The following is a 19,141-nucleotide window of genomic DNA, read 5'->3' on the forward strand; positions in this document are numbered from 1 at the left end:
GCATGATAGTGGTTGAAAAGCTGACCAAGGAATTCAAGGGCCAGCAGGTGCTCAAGGGCATTGATCTGAAAGTCGAGGCCGGCGAAGTGGTGGCCATTATCGGCCCCAGCGGCTCGGGCAAGACCACCCTGCTGCGCTGCCTGAACTTCCTCGAAGAACCGAGCAGCGGCAAGATCGTCGTCGGCGACATTGCCATTGATGGCAGCCGTCCGCTGAGCCAGCAACAAGGTTTGATTCGCCAGTTGCGCCAGCACGTCGGCTTTGTTTTCCAGAACTTCAACCTGTTCCCCCATCGCACCGCGCTGGAAAACGTCATCGAAGGGCCCATCGTGGTCAAGAAGATGGCACGTGAAGAGGCGATCGGTCTGGGTCGCAAGCTGCTGGCCAGGGTGGGTCTGGCGGGCAAGGAGCAATCCTATCCGCGTCGTCTGTCCGGCGGGCAGCAACAGCGGGTGGCGATTGCCCGGGCATTGGCCATGGAACCGGAAGTCATTCTGTTCGATGAGCCGACCTCGGCACTGGACCCTGAACTGGTGGGTGAAGTGCTGGCGACCATCCGCAGCCTGGCCGAAGAGAAACGCACCATGGTCATCGTGACCCATGAAATGAGCTTTGCCAGAGATGTGGCCAATCGGGTGATTTTCATCGACAAGGGCGTCATCGTCGAACAGGGTGAAGCCAAGGCTCTGTTTGCCAACCCTCGCGAAGAACGGACCCGGCAATTTCTCGAGCGCAGCCGCAATTGATCCAGTTTCCTGTTTCGCAAATACGTTCACTCTGGTCGAGTGGCTGGTTTTGTCAGGAGCGGCAACGCCGCCTGGCGAAATCCGACGCCGTCCAGATTGAACAGCTTATTTACGAGACAGGACACTAGACCACCGCATGAACAAAGCGCCTCCGGGCGCTTTTTTGTGCGGCTTGCAACCCTGTTGAATCGTCGTCAAACACACACTATCCTCCTGTAACATTTAAACAACTTCACATACTGAAAAACTTCTATCCGACGCTATCAAGGCAATCCGCGACGCATTTGGTAGGGAAACAATTAAACAAATGCAGATAAATACCACTATATTCGTGGGAAATTTCTGACTTCACTCCTCCATCATATTTTACCCGCAACACTTCTTGACAGCCTCGCAATAACCCAATTAGCTCGGTGATGGCGGAAGGTTTAACGTCATTGTTCTATTGCAAATATTACCGACCAACACCTTGCAATACCTGCCGTAACTTTCAGCACTCCACCATTCGATACCCCTTAAATGTTAAGTCGTTTTCCCGGTGCATCCCTGTCCTGCTGTTACTTGGAAAGTCGACGATCAAGAGTATTCAGAATATGACTCATACCACCACTTGCAAGACACCTCATCTCACCCTCCCGCCCCCCCATGTGCCCCAGGCACATCACAGGGGCATCGGCCGTCTGGCCGCCGCTCACCTGATGGTACATATAGAACCCTACCCGGCCATGGACGAAGGCGACCTGATCGAGCTGCTCTGGGGAGGCTGCTACGTGACCTCAAAAACCGTCAACGCCGCCGACATCGGCCAGACCATAGCCTTACGTGTCCCGGAAAGTTTTCTGCAGAACGGCAAGGTCAAGATCAGCTATCGGATCATGAAGATAGGTGACCTGCCCGAAGCCTCCATTCCCTGCACGCTCTGGGTCAGGCTGGATCTGCCCGGCGGCCAGTTGCTGGACCCGGACACCGAGGAAAACCAGGGCCTGGAACCGCTGACACTGCCCGACCCGGTGCTGCAACGCGGGCTGCACTCCAGTCACATGCTCGACGGCATGCCCGTGAGCATCGCGCCGTACCTGAACATGGCGGCCCATGATGAGATCACCTTGCGCTGGGGTGATTTGCGCATGGACCTCCCCGCCCTCAGTGCCGATGAAGTGGGCATGCCGGTGACATTCACAGTGCCCCCGGAGTTCATTCGTGAGGCCTGCGTCGAAGAGGCTCAGGAAATAACCTACTGCATCATTGACCGGGCCGGGAATAACTCACGCTGGGCACCGACGCGCATCATCAACACTTCCAATATTGCGAAAAAAACCCTTTAACTTCGAGCACATCACACACGGCCGATACGGCGGATAACCAATAGCAATTCATCCGCCGTATCGGCATCGTCTTTACTCGCAGCGCCAAACAGTGTGAACTTCCACACATATTGATGACCATTCAGATTTATCCCACACAACACCGCACTTATTCCTACAGCTATTCCACGGTTCACTTATGACGCGCTGCTAGCCTGTATCAAAACACGTGATCAATACCGAGGATGACCACCATGCAACGAAAAAAAGTCGCTGTGATGTGCATTTTTATCCTGACCTTCACCTACGTCACCGTTCTCTGACAACAGGCTGAGCTTAGTCTTCTATGCTTATTCCTAAACGGTAGTTTATTTAATTTTTATACACGATTAGGGTATATAGACCGGACCACCGGACATCGTTGATTTTTCTCGCCGCAGCCACTGCAGCGTTTCATACGAGGTTCCCATGGTCATTTCAACGGTCAACCGCACACCACCACAGCAGGCCCGGGACAACATCGCTCCATTGCTGCCCGCCAAGGTTCTGCGCTCTGATGCCGAAGCCATCGTCGCCGCACATGAGCTGGCGGCCATCGCCCGTGTCCACGCGGCCCAACGCGACCGCGAGCGCAAACTGCCCTGGGCGGAAATCGAACACTTCACCCGCAGCGGCCTGGGCAGTATTTCCGTTGCCCGAATCTACGGCGGGCCGCAGATTTCATTCGTCACCCTGGCTGAGGTATTTCGCATTATCTGCACAGCCGATCCGGCCCTGGGGCAGATCCCGCAGAATCATTTCGGCATCCTGCAACTGGTGGCGGGCTGCGCCACCGAGTCGCAGAAACGCGCGCTGTTCCAGAGTGTCCTGGACGGCTGGCGCATCGGCAATGCCGGGCCTGAACGCGGCACAAAAAACACCCTGGAACTCAAGGCCCGGGCCCGGCGCGACGGTGATCAATTCATCATCGACGGACAGAAGTTCTACTCCACCGGCGCCCTGTTCGCCCATTGGGTCGCGGTAAAAGCATTGAATGACGAAGGTCGTCAGGTGCTGGCACTGGTGCCGCGCAATGCGCCGGGCCTGAGTATCGTCGACGATTGGTCCGGCTTCGGCCAGCGCACCACCGCCAGCGGCACGGTGCTGCTGGAAGGCGTGCGGGTCGATGCCGAGCGGGTGATCGACAACTGGCGCCAGGCCCTGGTGCCGAATATTCAAGGCGCGGTTTCGCAACTGATCCAGGCGGCCATCGATGCGGGAATTGCCCGTGGCGCCATAGACGACGCCATCAGCTTTGTCCGAGAACGTTCACGGCCGTGGGTAGATGCCAATGTCGAGCGGGCCAGTGACGACCTTTATGTGATCGCCGATATCGGCAAGCTCAAACTCGACCTGCATGCCGCTGAAGCCCTGCTGCGCAAGGCCGGGCAAGTACTGGACGAAGTCGCCGCCACGGAGGTCGACGAACAGTCCGCCGCCAGGGCTTCCATCGCCGTGGCAGAGGCCAAGGTACTGACCACGGAAATCGCCCTGCTGGCCAGCGAGAAGCTGTTCGAACTGGCTGGCAGCCGCGCCACCCTCGCCGAGTTCAACCTCGACCGCCACTGGCGCAACGCAAGAGTGCACACCCTGCACGACCCGGTGCGCTGGAAATACCACGCCATCGGCGCCTGGAACCTTAACGGCAACCTGCCCGCCCGCCATTCGTGGATCTGAACCAGACCTCTGGAGCACCACCCAATGAGTTTTACTTCTCCCGCCGCTGTGATCGGTGACGACGCCCAGGCCCTGGAAATCGCCACCGCACTGGCTGCACAGTTTCAACGCGAGAGTGTTCTGCGCGATCGCGAACGTCGCCTGCCCCTGGCCGAACTCGACGTGTTCAGCCAGTCAGGCCTGTGGGGCATCAACGTGCCCAAAGCCCATGGCGGTGCTGGCGTGTCCAATGTCACCCTGGCCAAAGTCATTGCGCTGATTACCGCTGCCGATGCCTCCCTCGGACAAATCCCGCAAAACCATTTCTATGCACTGGAAGTGCTGCGGGTAAACGGCAACCCGGCCCAGCAACAACGCCTTTATGGCGAAGCATTGCGCGGCGTGCGTTTCGGCAATGCCCTGGCCGAACTGGGCACCCGCACAGCCCATGACCGCACCACACGCCTGAGCCGCGACGGCGATGGCTATCGCATCAATGGCCGCAAGTTCTACGCGACCGGCGCCTTGTATGCGCAGCGCATTCCCACCTCGGTCATCGATGACGACGGCGTCCAGCAACTGGCTTTTGTCGCCGCCGACAGCCCCGGCCTGAGCGTGATAGACGACTGGAGCGGCTTCGGCCAACGTACCACCGGCAGCGGCTCGGTGGTGTTCAACAGTGTGTTCGTGCAGGCGGACGACGTCGTGCCATTCCAGAGCGCCTTCGAACGCCCCACTACAGTCGGCCCTCTGGCACAAATTCTCCACGCGGCCATCGACACCGGCATCGCCCGCGCCGCCTATGACGATGCGCTGGTTTTCGTTCGTACCCGCACCCGGCCATGGATCGACTCCGGCAGCGACAAGGCCGTGGACGACCCGCTGACGCTGCATAGCTTCGGCAAGCTCGGCGCACGCCTGAGTGCCTGCGAAGCCTTGCTCGAGCGTGCAGGTGAATTCCTCGACCGCGCTCAACTCGACACCAGCGCCGAGAGCCTCGCCGCCGCCTCGATTGCCGTGGCCGAAGCCCGTGCCATCAGCACCGAAGTGTCCCTGGCTGCGGGCAGCACCCTGTTTGAACTCGCGGGCAGCCAGGCCACCCTGGCCGAACACGGCCTGGACCGTCACTGGCGCAACGCCCGCGTGCACACCCTGCATGACCCGGTGCGCTGGAAGTACCACGCTATCGGCAATTACTACCTCAACGACATCAATCCTCCACGCCGGGGGACCCTCTGATGGCGAAGAAAAAGATCCTGCTCAATGCGTTCAACATGAACTGCATCGGCCATATCAATCATGGCCTGTGGACTCATCCACAGGACAATTCGACCCAGTACAAGACCCTGGAATACTGGACCGAACTGGCCCAACTGCTCGAGCGCGGGCTGTTCGACGGCCTGTTCATCGCAGATATCGTCGGCGTCTACGACGTCTATCAGAACTCGGTGGACGTGCCGCTCAAAGAATCCATCCAGTTGCCGGTCAACGACCCGTTGCTACTGGTCTCGGCCATGGCGGCAGTCACGCGCAATCTGGGTTTCGGCCTCACCGCCAACCTGACCTACGAGCCGCCATATCTGTTCGCCCGACGCATGTCGACCCTCGATCACCTGAGCCGCGGCCGGGTGGGCTGGAATATCGTCACCGGTTACCTCGACAGCGCCGCCCGGGCCATGGGCCTGAGCCAGCAGGTCGAACATGACCGTCGCTACGATCAGGCCGACGAGTACCTGGAAGTGCTCTACAAACTTTGGGAAGGCAGCTGGGAAGATGGCGCCGTACTTAATGACCCGGCCCGACGTATCTATGCGCAGCCGGACAAAGTGCACAAGGTCCGCCATGAAGGCGAGTTCTACCGGGTCGAGGGTTACCACCTGTGCGAGCCGTCGCCGCAGCGCACGCCAGTGCTGTTCCAGGCCGGCAGCTCCGAGCGCGGCCTGCAATTCGCCGGGCGTCATGCCGAGTGCGTATTCATCAGCGGCCAGAACAAGACCGCGACCCGCGAGCAGGTGGACAAGGTCCGCGCCAGCGCCGAGGCCGCCGGGCGCAAGCCTGAAGACATCAAGATCTTCATGGGCCTGAACGTAATCGTCGGCGCCACCGAAGCAGAGGCCCAAGCCAAGCTTGCGGAGTATCGCCAGTACGCCAGCGCCGAGGCGGGTGTGGCGCACTTCGCAGCTTCCACCGGCATCGACTTTGCCGAATACGAACTGGATGAACCGATCCAGTACGTTAAGAGCAACGCCATCCAGTCCGCGACGAAAAACCTCAAGAACAACGACTGGACCCGCCAACGCCTGCTCGACCAACACGCCCTGGGCGGGCGCTACTTCACCGTGGTCGGCTCGGCGCAGCAGGTGGCTGACGAACTGGAATCCTGGATAGCCGAAACCGGCCTCGACGGCTTCAACCTGACCCGCATCGTCACGCCGCAGAGCTACGTCGACTTCATCGAACTGGTGATCCCCGAGCTGCAACGACGCGGCTCCTACAAGACCGCCTACGACAGCGGCTCATTACGGGAAAAGCTGTTTCCCGAGGGTGAAGCGCATTTGCCCGAACGGCATACCGGGGCCAGTTACCGACAGCCAAACAACTCATAACCAGCTGAAAGAACGAGATTTTTGTGGGAGCGAATTCATTCGCGAAAACGGTATTTCAAACCATGGAAATGTTTTGGTTTTGCTGCCCTCTTCGCGAATGAATTCGCTCCCATATTGCTCAGCGATGAATGCATCTATCAGACAAAACCCAAACCTTGCGGAATTCACCCATGAACAAACTGATCGCCACCCTGGCCCTGGGCCTGTTGACCCTCACCGCCCACGCCGCCGATGCGCCGTTGAAAGTCGGCACCACCGCCGCTTTCGCCATCCCCCTGGAAGCTGCCGTCGAGGAAGCCGGCAAGCAGGGCCTGAAAGTCGAACTGGTGGAATTCACCGACTGGATCGCCCCCAACGTCAGCCTCGCAGCGGGTGATATCGACGTGAACTACTTCCAGCACATCCCGTTCCTGACCAATGCCAATGCCAACGCCGGGACCCATCTGGAATCCTATGCGCCAGGGATTATCAATAACGTCGGTCTGTACTCGAAGAAGTACAAAAGCTTTGATGAGCTGCCAAGCGGCGCCACCGTGGCAATCGCCAATGACCCGATCAATGCCGGGCGCGGTCTGCAACTGCTGGCCAAGGCCGGTCTGCTGACTCTCAAGCCGGGTGTTGGATATAAGGCCACCGAAGAAGACATCACCGCCAACCCAAAGAAGCTGAAGATCATTCAGGTCGAAGCCGTGCAACTGGTGCGCGCCTACGATGATGCCGACCTGGTCCAGGGCTACCCGGCTTATATCCGTCTGGCCAAGACCTTCGACCCAAGCTCGGCGATTCTCTTCGACGGTCTCGATCACCCGGAATACGTCATCCAGTTCGTGATCCGCCCGGACCACAAGAACGATCCACGCCTGGCCAAGTTCATCGACATCTATCAACACTCGCCGGTTGTGCGTGCCTCCCTGGACAAGGTCAATGGCAAGCTCTATCAGGCCGGTTGGGAAAAGTGACATGACCGCCATCGCCCAGCGTCAGCAGCCCACCGACAACGCGCAGTCCGCCGACAAGGTCGAACTGCATCCTGACCTGAACAACGCACTGGTACGTTTCATCAACCTGGGCAAGACCTACAACGGGCAACAAGGCCCGGTGCAGGCGCTGCACAACATCGACCTGGCCATCCAGCGCGGCGAAATTTTCGGCATCATCGGCCGCAGCGGCGCGGGCAAGTCGTCGCTGATCCGCACCATCAACCGTCTTGAGCAACCGAGCAGCGGCCGGGTGCTGATCAATCAGATGGATATCGGTGAGCTGAACGAAGACAGCTTGGTCAAATTGCGTCGGCGCATCGGCATGATCTTCCAGCACTTCAACCTGATGTCGGCCAAGACCGTGTGGCAGAACGTCGAACTGCCGCTCAAAGTCGCAGGCGTCGCCAAGGAACAGCGCCAGCGCAAAGTGGCCGGGTTGCTGGAACTGGTCGGCCTGCAAGACAAACATCACGCCTACCCGGCGCAGTTGTCCGGCGGGCAGAAACAGCGCGTCGGCATTGCCCGCGCTCTGGTCCATGACCCGGACATTCTGCTGTGCGACGAAGCGACCTCGGCCCTGGATCCGGAGACCACCCAGTCGATCCTTGGCCTGCTCAAACAGATCAATCAGCGCCTGGGCCTGACCATTATCCTCATCACCCACGAGATGGCAGTGATCCGCGATATCTGCGACCGCGTCGTCGTGCTGGAACAGGGCAAAGTCGTCGAGCAAGGGCCGGTCTGGCAGGTGTTCGGCAGCCCGCAGCATGCGGTCAGCAAAACTCTGCTGGCACCGCTGCAGCACGGCTTGCCGGAAGACTTGCAGGCTCGCTTGCACGCACAGCCACCGCAGCCGGACGCAGCGCTGGTACTGGACCTGCACTTTACCGGCGAGTCCGGCGAAGAGCCCGATCTGGCGGCGCTGTTCAACGCCCTCGGCGGACAGATTCGCCTGCTCAATGGCGGTATCGAACGCATTCAGGGCCGTCCCCTGGGGCACCTGCTGATTTCGGTGGCGGCATCGCGTTACAGCCGCGAAGAGTTGCTCAGTCGTGCCCGACAACAGGCACAGCATGTGGAGGTCATCGGCTATGTGGTTTGATCGCTTGCTCCAGGGCACCCTGGATACCTTTCTGATGGTCGGCGTTTCATCGTTGATTGCGCTGTTGGTGGGCATCCCACTGGCGGTGATTCTGGTCACCAGCCATAAAGGCGGCATCTACGAGGCGCCGAACCTCAATCGCATACTCGGCGCCTTCGTTAACCTGTTCCGCTCGGTACCGTTCCTGATTCTGATGGTCGCGCTGATTCCCTTTACCCGGCTGATCGTCGGCACCACTTACGGCGTTTGGGCGGCGGTCGTGCCCCTGACCATCGCGGCGACGCCATTCTTTGCGCGCATCGCCGAAGTCAGCCTGCGTGAAGTCGACCACGGCCTGATCGAAGCCGCCCAGGCCATGGGTTGCCGCCGCTGGCACATCGTCTGGCATGTGCTGCTGCCCGAAGCGCGGCCGGGCATCGTCGGCGGTTTCACCATTACTCTGGTGACCATGATCAACTCCTCGGCCATGGCCGGTGCCATCGGTGCCGGTGGCCTTGGCGACATCGCTTACCGCTACGGTTATCAGCGTTTCGACAGCCAGGTGATGGTCACGGTAATCGTGCTGTTGGTGGTGCTGGTGGCGTTTATCCAGTTCGGCGGCGATCGCCTGGCACGGGTGCTGAACAAGCGCTGAGCTATGCGGCGCAGGGCATTTTGAGTAAGGTCAGCACTCAACGAGCCCTGCGCGAAGCCCCCATGACCCTCGACCGCGACACGCTACAGACCATCACCGCCACGACCCTGGACCACTACAACCAGGTTGCCGATGACTTTCGCGAAGGCACTCGCGACCACGACGTCAGCCAGAACATCGACGCCCTGCTTCGGCATATCCAGGGTCCGGCGCCGCTGCAGATCCTCGACTTCGGCTGCGGCCCGGGGCGTGATCTGCAGACGTTCACCCTCATGGGCCATATCGCCACCGGCCTCGACGGCTCCGAACGTTTCGCCGAAATGGCCCGGGCCGACACTGGCTGCGAGGTCTTGCAACAGAACTTCCTCGAACTCAACCTGCCGGCCGAACGCTTCGACGGCATTTTCGCCAATGCCGTGCTGTTCCATGTGCCCAAGCAGGAGCTGCCCCGGGTACTGCGTGAACTGCATGCGGCACTGAAACCCGGCGGCGTGCTGTTCAGCTCCAACCCCCGCGGCGACAACCAGGAAGGCTGGAAAGGCCCGCGCTACGGCGCCTACCACGATCTGGAAAACTGGCGGCAACTGCTGACGACGGCAGGCTTTGTCGAGCTGGAGCATTACTACCGGCCGGCGGGGCTGCCGAGGGATCAACAGCCTTGGTTGGCGAGTGTCTGGCGCAAGGCTCAGTAGTATCAGCGCCCCACCGTTGTGAGCGAACGGCGGGAATCAACTGCGGGAGCGAATTCATTCGCGAAGAGGCCAGTAAATCCAATACATGTGCATCAGCTGGAATACCGCTTTCGCGAATGAATTCGCTCCCACAGTTCGTTCCCGCAAAATTTTCCGCCATAGCGCTGCGGCCACACCAAAAGTGACGAATGCGCAGGACTGCTCCCTTTCTTTACCTGATCGATATGGCCAAGGCCCTGGCCAATCATCAGCGGGAACAGATGCAGGAACAGCGAGTGACGTGAGGGCAAAATAAACCGCCTGTCAGCAGGCGGTTTTTTGTTTCAAAGCAACGTCGTGGGAAAGAATTGTGGGAGCGAATTCATTCGCGAAGAGGCCAGTAAATCCAATACATCTGCATCAGATGGAATACCGCTTTCGCGAATGAATTCACTCCCACGCCAATCTCATTCAGCCGCGAATTCATTTCATCGCTTGAGTAGCGCCAATCAGCTGCCCGCGCCACCATGGGCTTCTTCGAAGAAGTATTCCTTCCAGTCAGTCGCCTTGTTCTTCAGCACGCCCAGCTCATGCAGTTTCTCGGCGTAGATATAGGTGCGTTGCGGCACCACAGTGAAGTCGATTTCCGGATCGGCGACGATCTTCTCGACCAGAGGCAGCGGCAGCTTGGATTGTTCGACAGCAATGTAGGTCTTGGCCGCCGCAGGCTTGTCGGCCTTGATGATCTTCTCCGCCTCGGCCAGGGCGTCGTAGAACGCCTTGTAGGTCTTGGGGTTTTCGTCGTGGAATTTCTGCGTGGTGTAGAGCACGTTGAACGTGGCCTGGCCGCCGAGGATGTCGTAGGAACTCAGCACCTTGTGCACGTTGGGGTTTTCCAGTTCCTGATACTGGAACGGTGGGCTGGAGAAGTGCGAGTTGATTTCCGAACCACCGGCAATCAGCGCCGAGGTGGCGTCCGGGTGCGGCACGCTGACGGAGATATTGTCGAATTTCTTGAAGTTGTCGTTACCAAACTGCTTGGCCGTTTCGATCTGCAGGGTGCGCGACTGGAAGCCTACGCCCGCAGCAGGTACGGCGATGCGATCCTTGTCGCTGAAGTCCTTGAGGGTCTTCACGTTTGGGTTGTTGGTCAGCAGGTAATTGGGCATCGAGCCCAGGGAGGCGATGGCCTTGACGTTCTGCTTGCCCTTTGTACGGTCCCACAGCACCAGCATCGGCGGAATACCGGCGGATACCACATCCAGGGCACCGGCCAGCAGCGCTTCGTTCATGGCCGTGGCGCCGGAAATGCTGTTCCAGTCCACGGTGATATCCAACCCTTCCTGCTTACCGTGCTTCTCGATCAGTTTCTGATCGCGAACCACGTCAAGGATCAGGTAACCGATACCGAATTGTTGGGCGATGCTGATCTTGCCTTCCGCCTGGGCGCCGCTGCTGAGCAAGCCTGCGAACAAGCCGATTGTGGCCGCCAGCACAGTCAGTGCGGGACGTTTGAAAGAAGCTGCCATGTAGAACCTCAGGAAAATTCGAGTGGTGGGTGGTAGTACTCGTTGGAGCAGGGCTTGCCCCGCTCCCACAGGTGTCAGGTTTCTTAGCGCTGCATGCCCCAACGCTTCACGGTCAGCTTCTCGACATTGGCGAACAGCAGGTTTTCCACCAGCAGGCCGATCAGAATCACCGCCGCCAGGCCGGCGAAGACCTTGTCGGTATACAGCTCGTTACGGTTCTGGAAGATGTACCAGCCAAGACCGCCCTTGCCCGATGAAGCGCCGAACACCAGCTCGGCGGCGATCAGGGTGCGCCAGGCAAAGGCCCAGCCGATCTTCAGGCCCGCCAGGATCGAGGGCAGTGCCGCCGGGATCAGGATGTACCAGACAAAGCGCAGCCCCTTGAGGCCATAGTTGCGCCCCGCCATGCGCTGAGTCTCGGAAACGCCAAGGAAACCGGCGTAGGTGTTCAAGGCCAACGCCCACAGCACCGAATGCACCAACACAAAAATCAGGCTGTTCTGGCCCAGACCGAACCACAGCAGGGACAACGGCAACAGGGCAATGGCCGGCAACGGGTTGAACATCGCAGTCAGGGTGCTGAGCAGATCGCGCCCCAACTGGGTCGACACCGCCAAGGTCGTCAGGCCAAAGGCCAGGACAATACCGATCAGATAGCCCTTGACCAGTACGGTCAGGGAAATCCACACCTTGCTCAGTAGCTCGCCGCTGATGATGCCGTCGTAAAATGCCGACGCGGTTTGCAGGAAGCTGGGCAGCAGCAGGTCATTGCCCTGGATACGCGCCGCAATTTCCCACAGCACGGCGAGGGCGATGAGGATCACGCTCTTGCGCACCCAGCTCAGTTGCCAGATGCGTTGGGCCAGGGGGATATCACGCGCCAGGTCTTCTTGGGTGAAGGGCTGTAGCGTGACTTCGTATTCCTCACGGATGGGGGGTGCAAGGCTCATGGTTCTGATCTCTTGAATACTGGTTGCCGACTCTCATGAAACACATGATCTGGTGTGAAATCTTTGAAGGCGCACTTTCTGTGGGAGCGAATTCATTCGCGAAGAGGCCAGCACATTCAACGCATTTTCAGCGACTGAAATACCGCATTCGCGAATGAATTCGCTCCCACAATCAGGGGCTTATCAATAGGCGATTCGAATATCCTGGAAGCTCAGATCGCGCTCCACCGGGCTGCCGTCGCTTTCGTCGAACAGCAGGCGGTGAATGCGTTGCGCCGTGCTCTGGAAGGCAGTACCGCCGAGGCTTTTCAGGTCGAACTGATGGCTGTTGATCTCGGCCCGCACACGTCCCGGATGAGGCGACAGCAGCAGGATGCGATTGCCAACCACCAACGCTTCTTCGATGGAGTGGGTGACGAACAACAAGGTGAATCGCACCTCTTCCCACAGCTCCAGCAGCTCCTCCTGCATCTTGCGCCGGGTCAGGGCATCAAGAGCGGCGAAGGGCTCATCCATCAGCAGGATCTTCGGTTGCATCGCCAGGGCACGGGCAATCGCCACTCGTGCCTTCATGCCACCGGACAGCGTGTGCGGGTAGGCGTCGGCGAAGGCGCTGAGGCCGACTTTTTCCAGGTAGTAACGCGCACGTTCTTGGGCTTCGGGCTTTTTCAGGGTGCGCGAGGCCAGCAGCGGGAACATGACGTTCTGGATCACGGTTTTCCAGGGCGGCAGTTGGTCGAACTCCTGGAATACAACGATCCGGTCCGGACCAGGCTCGGAAACCTGCTCACCGGCAAGGCGAATTTCGCCTTCGCTGGGCCGGATAAAACCGGCCACGGCTTTGAGCAAGGTCGATTTCCCACAGCCAGAAGGGCCAAGCAGGACGAAGCGGTCGGACGGATCGACTTCAAAGCTGACTTGATGGGTGGCCCGCACCACGCGCTCGGGGGTGCGGTATTCCAGGCTGACGTTCTGTACCTTCAGCAGCGCGTCAGGCGCCTGCACAGGCAGCGTCTGGGCAACCGGGCTTTCGCTGGCCGTGTGGCCTTGCAAAACAGCATTCATGAAACGGTACTCCTGAATCAGAACGGCGCATCACCCTGGATGGTGGTGCGGTGCAGCTTGCGACGCAGGTGTGCAGGGCAACCGGCGGCCAGGTGGATCAGCGAGCGGTTGTCCCAGAACACCATGTCGTTTTCCTGCCAGTGATGACGGTAGATATGTTCGGGACGCACGCTGTGGTCGTAGATTTCTTGCAGCAAGGCGCGACTCTCGTCTTCCGGCAGGCCGACGATGCGGGTGGTGAAACCTTCGCTGACGAACAGCGCTTTGCGGCCATTTTCCGGGTGAGTGCGCACGATCGGATGGGTCACTTCGACCACCTGGGCCAATTGCTCCGGGGTCAGGGTCGGGCGCCAGCTGGCGGCGTTATGGCCTTCGCTGTAGCGCGCGGTGTAGTTGTGCACCGCCGAGCGGCCTTGCACCGCCTTGCGCAGATGCTCGGGCAGGGTGTCCCAGGCCAAGTGCATGTCGGCGAACAGGGTGTCGCCGCCTTCACTTGGCAGCTCTTGGGCGTAGAGCATCGAGCCCAGGCTCGGCAGTTCCTTGTAGGACAAGTCCGAGTGCCAGTATTTACCCGCATCGCCCAGGCCGACCGGCTGGCCGTTCTCGACGATATTGGACACGATGAGAATTTCCGGGTGGTTGGCCAGCAGGAACTGCTTGAGCACATGGATCTGCAATACGCCGAAACGGCGGCTGAAATCGATCTGCTGCTGCGGGGTAATGTGCTGGTCGCGGAAGACCACGACGTGGAAGTCCAGATGCGCCTGATGCACGCGGGCAAAATCGGCGTCATTCAGGTGTTTGGACAGATCCAGCCCGACGATCTCTGCACCCACCTTTTCGGCGAATGGGCGCACGTCGAACGATTGATAAGCGGCTTGAGCGGACGATGAAGCGAGAGAGGCAGCGGGCATGTGAACTCCGACTCCAGAAGACTGGTGGTTTAGGGAGTCGACTTTATAGGTATAAGAATAAGATTTTAAATACCGTTACGGCATATTGATATCACTTAACGAGCTAGCACTCGGGAGCCGCAGACTGACTGAGCAGTCAGAGCAGAATCTTGGCTTTTTCCGACGAAAAACCAGGGAGTTTTCTAACAAATGCGAACACAATGCCGATTACGGGGTCTACGCAGGACGCGTGATAAAGCCCCATAAGAATCAGGAGCATTTCGATATGCCAACCCAGAAAGCCTTTAACAACCCCCTCACTACGTCGCTCAAGGGCAATCCGCAAGACATGGTCAAGCTGTTGATCGCCCTGAACCGCGCCCTCGATCCCCAGGCAAATAAAAACGCCGACGCTGCTACCAGCCGTCGGCGTTAATCAGTTCAGCCTGTCACGCGGCAATCAGAACGCTGGCAGAACCGCACCGTCGTACTTCTTGTTGATGAAGTCTTTGACTTGCTGGCTGGTCAGGGCCTTGGACAGCTTGTTGATAGCGTCGGTGTGGGCATTGTCCTCACGCGTTACCAGGTAGTTCACGTACGGCGAGTCGGAACCCTCCAGAATCAACGCATCCTTTTTCGGGCTGAGCTTGGCTTCCAGCGCGTAGTTGGTGTTGATCAGGTCCAGGTCAACTTCTTTGTACACGCGCGGCAGAATGGCCGACTCCAGTTCTTTGAACTTGAAGTGTTTCGGGTTGCTGGCGATGTCTTTGGTGGTCGACAGAGCGTTGGTTGGATCTTTCAGGGTGATCAAACCGTTTTTCTGCAGCAGCAGCAGGGCACGACCAGCGTTACTGCCTTCGTTAGGCAGGGCGATGGTTGCGCCGTCCGGCAGGTCCTTGATGCTCTTCCACTTGCTCGAGTAACCGCCAAACGGTTCGACGTGAACGCCTACACCTACTTGCAGGTTGGCACCCTTGCCCTTGTTGAAACCGTCCAGGTAAGGCTTGGTCTGGAAGTAGTTGGCATCCAGACGCTTCTCGTTCAACTGTACGTTCGGTTGCACGTAGTCGGTGAAGACCTTGATTTCCAGATCCACGCCTTCTTTGGCCAGTTCAGGCTTGATCAGCTCGAGGATCTCGGCATGAGGTACAGGCGTGGCGCCTACCACCAGTTTTTCGCCAGCGTGGGCCAGGCCGATCGACAGGGCGGCAGCCAGTGCAGTCAACAAGAAAGTCTTTTTCATATTATGTCCTTGGCGAAAAGCGCCATCGCCACAAAACGATGGCTTATCAGTAGGTTGCCGCACTCTGATGGCGCGGCGTGAAGCGGACATTACCGAGATTCTTTATTCCAATACAATACTTTTTATTTCAGTGCTTATGCCTTTTTGCGGGGTAGCGGCTAATCGCCATACGCCCGATTCAAGGCAGCGCCTGTAGTAGACGCTTGAGCGCCACCAATTGCTCGGGATCGGCATCTTGCAACAGGCGTCGAACCTGCTCCTCGGGGGACGGACTTTCGGGCAGGCTGAGGTGCTGCGCCAGGACTTCATCGCCCGGGCAGACCAACAGCGCGAAGTGGATAACGTTCTCCAGTTCCCGAGTGTTGCCCGGCCAGCTGTGGGCTTCCAGGGCCGCCTGGGCCGCTTCGCTGATCAGTGGCACGGCAAAGCCCAGGCGCTGGCTATAGATGCCGAGAAAATATTCGGCCAGGGGCAGAATGTCGCCGATCCGCTCGCGCAACGCTGGCAGTTCAAGCTGGCCTTCGCGCAAATAGTGATACAGACGCTCGTGGAACTTCCCCGCCGCCACGGCTGGCGCCAGGTCGATACTGGTCGCCGCGACCAGGCGCACATCCACCGGACTTGGCTGGGCAGCACCGACGCGGGTGACCTCGTGGTTTTCCAGGGCCGCCAGCAGCTTGGTCTGAATCGCCAGGGGCAGGTCGGCAATTTCATCCAGATACAAGGTGCCGCCGTTGGCCGAACCGAACCACCCTGCCCGGCTGCTGACCGAGCCGCTGTGAGCACCTGCGGCGTAGCCGAACAATTCGGCATCGGCGTAGGTCGGGCTGATGGCCGCGCAATTGACTGAGACGAACAGTCCGGAACGGTCGCTGCCGCGATGGATTTGCCGCGCCAGCAACTCCTTGCCGGTTCCCGACTCGCCGCGAATCAGCACCGGCAAGGCGCCCGGCGCCCGCAGCTCCAGTTCTTCACGCAGGCGCCGCGAGCGCGGGTCGACGAACACCAGGGCCTTGGCACGAATGCTCAGTGGGCTTTTTTCAGCGTCGGGGAAGGTCAGCAACGGCTGGCCGAGATCAGGGTGAAGGCTCATGGCAAACTCCCGCCCGAGCCAGCAATTGACTCAGGCGTTAACTAAAGGGATTGACCGTAGTCGGTAACAGAAACGCGAAACAGGCCGCGTCAATTGAGTTCATGCGCGGCGCCGGGCTTGTTGTTCCATTCGGCCCTGCAGGCGATACAGATAGGCGAAACCCTGCTCCCAACGCTGGTGACCAGACTTGACGTTGATATGCCCGGCCTCGCTGAGGATGCCGATCTCGGCGCCCCAGTTGCGGGCGAAGCTCAGGGCGCGCTGAGTGCTGACGGCGGCATCGTTGTCGGAACTGACCACCTGGGTCGGAAACGGCAACAGATCCGTCGGGATCGGTGCAAAGTTGCGCAGCGCCGGCGGGCAGTTCGGCCGCTCGACGTCGGCAGGCGCGACCAGCAAGGCACCGCGCACCTGACGCAACGACGACAGCGGTGCCAGTTGCGCCCAATGCGCCACGGTCACGCAGCCCAGGCTGTGGGCAATCAGGATCACCGGGGTATCGTCGGCAGCGATGCTGCGTTGCAGTTCACCCACCCAGTCCTCGCGACGCGGTTGCAGCCAGTTGTCCTGTTCGACTCGCGAACTGTTGGGCAGACTGTTCTGCCAATGGCTCTGCCAATGCTCGTCAGGCGACCCTTGCCAGCCTGGCACGATCAGATAGCGAATCGATTCGTTATGCATGGGGTCACCTCGTGCATCGTTGCGTTCATGGGGCCAAGTATAAGGACGGGATATATATTCGTTAAGGAATAAGAAGCTATTTATTAAGACCTAAAAGAAATATAAGACACAGAATGGCTCGCATAAAAAAAGGGCCACCCCCTGCCTAAGGAGTGACCCAAGAAAACTGCTGTAGTCCCTGCTCACAACACGTGAGAGCAAGGGTGAAGATAACGAGGCTCTGTTACAAACGCGCTACGGCCGCCCTCCTCATTTGGCGGTGATGACCGACAACTTGGTAATACCTGCCTTCTCGATGGAGGCCATCGCCCGGGCCACTTCGCCGTAGTTGACGCCGTTATCCGCCTGCAATTGCACGCGCACGTCGGGGTTTTTAGCCTTCGCGCTGGCCAGGTTGGTTTGCAGCAGGTCGGGCTGGATTTCGTCCTTGTTGATGAACAGCTTGCCCTTGTCGTCGATGCTTACGACCAGCGGGTCCTTCTGCTCGACGGGCGCCACGGATTCGGTCTTGGGCAGGTTGATCGGGATCGAGTTGGTCAGCAGCGGCGCGGTGACGATAAACACCACCAGCAGCACCAGCATCACGTCCACCAGCGGCGTCACGTTGATCTCGCTGAGCACCTCGTCACTGTCTTGGGTGGAGAAGGCCATATCAGGACGCCTCCTTCACTTTCTGCGAACCTGCGGCCGGCTTGTTCAGCACCGGATGCAGCAGCACGCGGAAGGCGTTTTTCTGCGCCAGGCTGTAGAAGTCGTGGGCAAAGTCATCAAGGTCCGCAGCCGTCAACTTCAGCCGGCGCAGGAAATAGTTGTAGACCAGCACCGCAGGCACCGCGACGGCGATACCGACACCCGTGGCAACCAGGGCTGCACCGATGGGACCGGCCACGGTTTCCAGACTGGCGGAACCGGCAGCGCTGATGCCTTTAAGTGCCGACATGATGCCCCATACGGTGCCGAACAGACCGATAAAGGGCGAAGTACTGCCGATACTGGCGACGATTGCCAGGCCGGTTTCCAGGGAGCGGCGCTCACGCACGATCTGCTGGCGCAGGGCGCGTTCCAGGCGGTCCTGGTGGTTGATCGAATGGGCCAGATCGGTCTGCTGCGTACCCTCCTGCACCTGAATGGCGGCATAGCCAGCCTGGGCGACCCGTGCGGCGGCGCCGGGTTGGGTGGTGGCCAGTTCGGCGGCGGAATCAAGGCTCGACGCGGCCCAGAACTGCTTGTGGAAACGCCTGTCCTGACTCTTCAGGCGGCCGAACTGCACACCCTTGAGCAGAGCCAGCCCCCAGGTGGCGACGGAGAAAATCAGCAGCAGCCAGATAACCGCATGCTCAATGGATTCGAAGGGGGATGCCAATACGTTCATGGTCTGTGCTCTCTTGCTTGTGCATGGGTCTGCTGTTGTGACGGATTAACGAATCTTGAAATCGATGGGTACGCTGACCCAGCCATCAATCGGGTCGTTGCCTTGCTTGGCCGGGACAAAGCTCCAGCGCTTGACTGCTGTCTGCGCCGCTTCGTCGAGTTGCTCGCGGCCGCTGCTCTTCTGGACCTGGATCTCGCTCGGCTTGCCGCTGGCCAATACATGCACCCGCAACAGCACCGTGCCTTCCCAGCCGCGGCGCATGGCCAGGGCGGGATATTCCGGCGCCGGGTTATGCAGGTAACCGGCGTTGGCCGATGCCGGGGTAACCGGTGCTGGCGCCGGTGGTGCTGGTGGCGCTGGGGCCGCTACCGGTGGCGCCGGAACAGGCGGCGCGGGCGGCTGCTCGACCGGCTTGGCCACGGGTTTGGGCGGTGGTGGCTTGACCACTGGCTTGGGTTTCGGGATCGGTTTGGGCGGTGGCGGTTTCACGGCCAGTTCGTCCTCCACCGGCGGTGGCGGCTCTACCACCGGCTGCGGGATCGGCTCGGGCGGTGGTGGCGGGGTTTCCACCACGGGC

General features: G+C 59.6%; 20 protein-coding genes. 10 read left to right on the top strand and 10 right to left on the bottom strand.

Going from position 1 to position 19,141, the window contains the following annotated elements:
• Nucleotides 1-2 precede the first annotated feature (2 nt).
• The 9 genes from tcyN (at nucleotide 3) to ACCD02_RS27115 (ending at nucleotide 9,759) form a co-directional block, all read left to right on the top strand.
• Nucleotides 3-746, top strand: coding sequence for an L-cystine ABC transporter ATP-binding protein TcyN (tcyN, locus tag ACCD02_RS27075; RefSeq protein WP_413308824.1), 744 nt, complete (start codon nucleotides 3-5; stop codon nucleotides 744-746).
• Between the two features lie 593 nt (nucleotides 747-1,339).
• Entirely contained in the window at nucleotides 1,340-2,071 is a 732-nt protein-coding gene (locus tag ACCD02_RS27080; RefSeq protein WP_413308826.1) for a hypothetical protein, read from the top strand.
• Nucleotides 2,072-2,518: 447 nt separating this feature from the next.
• Nucleotides 2,519-3,766, top strand: coding sequence for an SfnB family sulfur acquisition oxidoreductase (locus tag ACCD02_RS27085; RefSeq protein ID WP_413308827.1), 1,248 nt, complete (start codon nucleotides 2,519-2,521; stop codon nucleotides 3,764-3,766).
• A 24-nt stretch (nucleotides 3,767-3,790) separates the two neighbouring features.
• The gene (locus ACCD02_RS27090) at nucleotides 3,791-4,984 is read left to right on the top strand and encodes an SfnB family sulfur acquisition oxidoreductase (protein ID WP_413308829.1); all 1,194 of its coding nucleotides are present in this window, start codon (nucleotides 3,791-3,793) and stop codon (nucleotides 4,982-4,984) included.
• A complete protein-coding gene (locus tag ACCD02_RS27095) occupies nucleotides 4,984-6,351 on the top strand; it encodes an LLM class flavin-dependent oxidoreductase (protein WP_413308831.1) in 1,368 nt (455 codons plus the stop codon). Before ACCD02_RS27090 ends, ACCD02_RS27095 begins: the two co-directional genes overlap by 1 nt.
• Nucleotides 6,352-6,521: 170 nt before the next feature.
• Nucleotides 6,522-7,310 carry a MetQ/NlpA family ABC transporter substrate-binding protein gene (locus tag ACCD02_RS27100; RefSeq protein WP_413308833.1) on the top strand — a complete coding sequence of 263 codons (789 nt, stop codon included), beginning with the start codon at nucleotides 6,522-6,524 and terminating at the stop codon, nucleotides 7,308-7,310.
• 1 nt (nucleotide 7,311) lies between these two features.
• Nucleotides 7,312-8,433: a methionine ABC transporter ATP-binding protein gene (locus ACCD02_RS27105; protein ID WP_413308835.1), complete on the top strand. Its 1,122-nt coding sequence runs from the start codon at nucleotides 7,312-7,314 to the stop codon at nucleotides 8,431-8,433.
• On the top strand, nucleotides 8,423-9,067 hold the full coding sequence (locus ACCD02_RS27110) for a methionine ABC transporter permease (protein WP_413308837.1): 645 nt from the start codon (nucleotides 8,423-8,425) through the stop codon (nucleotides 9,065-9,067). Before ACCD02_RS27105 ends, ACCD02_RS27110 begins: the two co-directional genes overlap by 11 nt.
• Nucleotides 9,068-9,129: 62 nt before the next feature.
• Nucleotides 9,130-9,759, top strand: a complete 630-nt coding sequence (locus ACCD02_RS27115) for a class I SAM-dependent methyltransferase (protein ID WP_413308863.1) — start codon at nucleotides 9,130-9,132, stop codon at nucleotides 9,757-9,759.
• Between the two features lie 488 nt (nucleotides 9,760-10,247).
• On the opposite strand, the gene ACCD02_RS27120 is transcribed toward ACCD02_RS27115, so the two are convergent.
• The 4 genes from ACCD02_RS27120 to ACCD02_RS27135 all read right to left on the bottom strand — a co-directional run bounded on the left by ACCD02_RS27120 (nucleotide 10,248) and on the right by ACCD02_RS27135 (nucleotide 14,196).
• A complete protein-coding gene (locus ACCD02_RS27120) occupies nucleotides 10,248-11,267 on the bottom strand; it encodes an ABC transporter substrate-binding protein (protein WP_413308839.1) in 1,020 nt (339 codons plus the stop codon).
• An 83-nt stretch (nucleotides 11,268-11,350) separates the two neighbouring features.
• On the bottom strand, nucleotides 11,351-12,217 hold the full coding sequence (locus tag ACCD02_RS27125; protein ID WP_413308841.1) for an ABC transporter permease: 867 nt from the start codon (nucleotides 12,215-12,217) through the stop codon (nucleotides 11,351-11,353).
• Nucleotides 12,218-12,400: 183 nt separating this feature from the next.
• Nucleotides 12,401-13,282 carry an ABC transporter ATP-binding protein gene (locus ACCD02_RS27130; protein WP_413308843.1) on the bottom strand — a complete coding sequence of 294 codons (882 nt, stop codon included), beginning with the start codon at nucleotides 13,280-13,282 and terminating at the stop codon, nucleotides 12,401-12,403.
• A gap of 17 nt (nucleotides 13,283-13,299) precedes the next feature.
• Nucleotides 13,300-14,196 (bottom strand): TauD/TfdA dioxygenase family protein, encoded by an 897-nt coding sequence (locus ACCD02_RS27135; RefSeq protein WP_413308845.1) that lies wholly within the window; start codon nucleotides 14,194-14,196, stop codon nucleotides 13,300-13,302.
• Between the two features lie 265 nt (nucleotides 14,197-14,461).
• Here ACCD02_RS27135 and ACCD02_RS27140 point away from each other — a divergent pair, with 265 nt between their 5' ends.
• Nucleotides 14,462-14,611, top strand: coding sequence for a hypothetical protein (locus ACCD02_RS27140; RefSeq protein WP_413308847.1), 150 nt, complete (start codon nucleotides 14,462-14,464; stop codon nucleotides 14,609-14,611).
• Nucleotides 14,612-14,635: 24 nt separating this feature from the next.
• On the opposite strand, the gene ACCD02_RS27145 is transcribed toward ACCD02_RS27140, so the two are convergent.
• The 6 genes from ACCD02_RS27145 to ACCD02_RS27170 all read right to left on the bottom strand — a co-directional run.
• Nucleotides 14,636-15,418 (bottom strand): MetQ/NlpA family ABC transporter substrate-binding protein, encoded by a 783-nt coding sequence (locus tag ACCD02_RS27145; protein ID WP_413308849.1) that lies wholly within the window; start codon nucleotides 15,416-15,418, stop codon nucleotides 14,636-14,638.
• 178 nt (nucleotides 15,419-15,596) lie between these two features.
• Nucleotides 15,597-16,511, bottom strand: a complete 915-nt coding sequence (locus tag ACCD02_RS27150; protein WP_413308851.1) for a sigma 54-interacting transcriptional regulator — start codon at nucleotides 16,509-16,511, stop codon at nucleotides 15,597-15,599.
• Nucleotides 16,512-16,610: 99 nt separating this feature from the next.
• Nucleotides 16,611-17,192, bottom strand: a complete 582-nt coding sequence (locus ACCD02_RS27155; RefSeq protein WP_413308853.1) for an alpha/beta hydrolase — start codon at nucleotides 17,190-17,192, stop codon at nucleotides 16,611-16,613.
• A 249-nt stretch (nucleotides 17,193-17,441) separates the two neighbouring features.
• Nucleotides 17,442-17,843 (bottom strand): ExbD/TolR family protein, encoded by a 402-nt coding sequence (locus ACCD02_RS27160; protein ID WP_413308855.1) that lies wholly within the window; start codon nucleotides 17,841-17,843, stop codon nucleotides 17,442-17,444.
• 1 nt (nucleotide 17,844) lies between these two features.
• Nucleotides 17,845-18,564: a MotA/TolQ/ExbB proton channel family protein gene (locus tag ACCD02_RS27165; protein ID WP_413308857.1), complete on the bottom strand. Its 720-nt coding sequence runs from the start codon at nucleotides 18,562-18,564 to the stop codon at nucleotides 17,845-17,847.
• A 45-nt stretch (nucleotides 18,565-18,609) separates the two neighbouring features.
• Nucleotides 18,610-19,141, bottom strand: a 532-nt coding sequence (locus ACCD02_RS27170) for an energy transducer TonB (RefSeq protein WP_413308859.1), incomplete at its 5' end; no start/stop codon positions are given.

Origin of the sequence: Pseudomonas sp. Pseusp88, from assembly GCF_047303955.1 — a bacterium.
In the GTDB taxonomy this organism is placed as follows: domain Bacteria; phylum Pseudomonadota; class Gammaproteobacteria; order Pseudomonadales; family Pseudomonadaceae; genus Aquipseudomonas.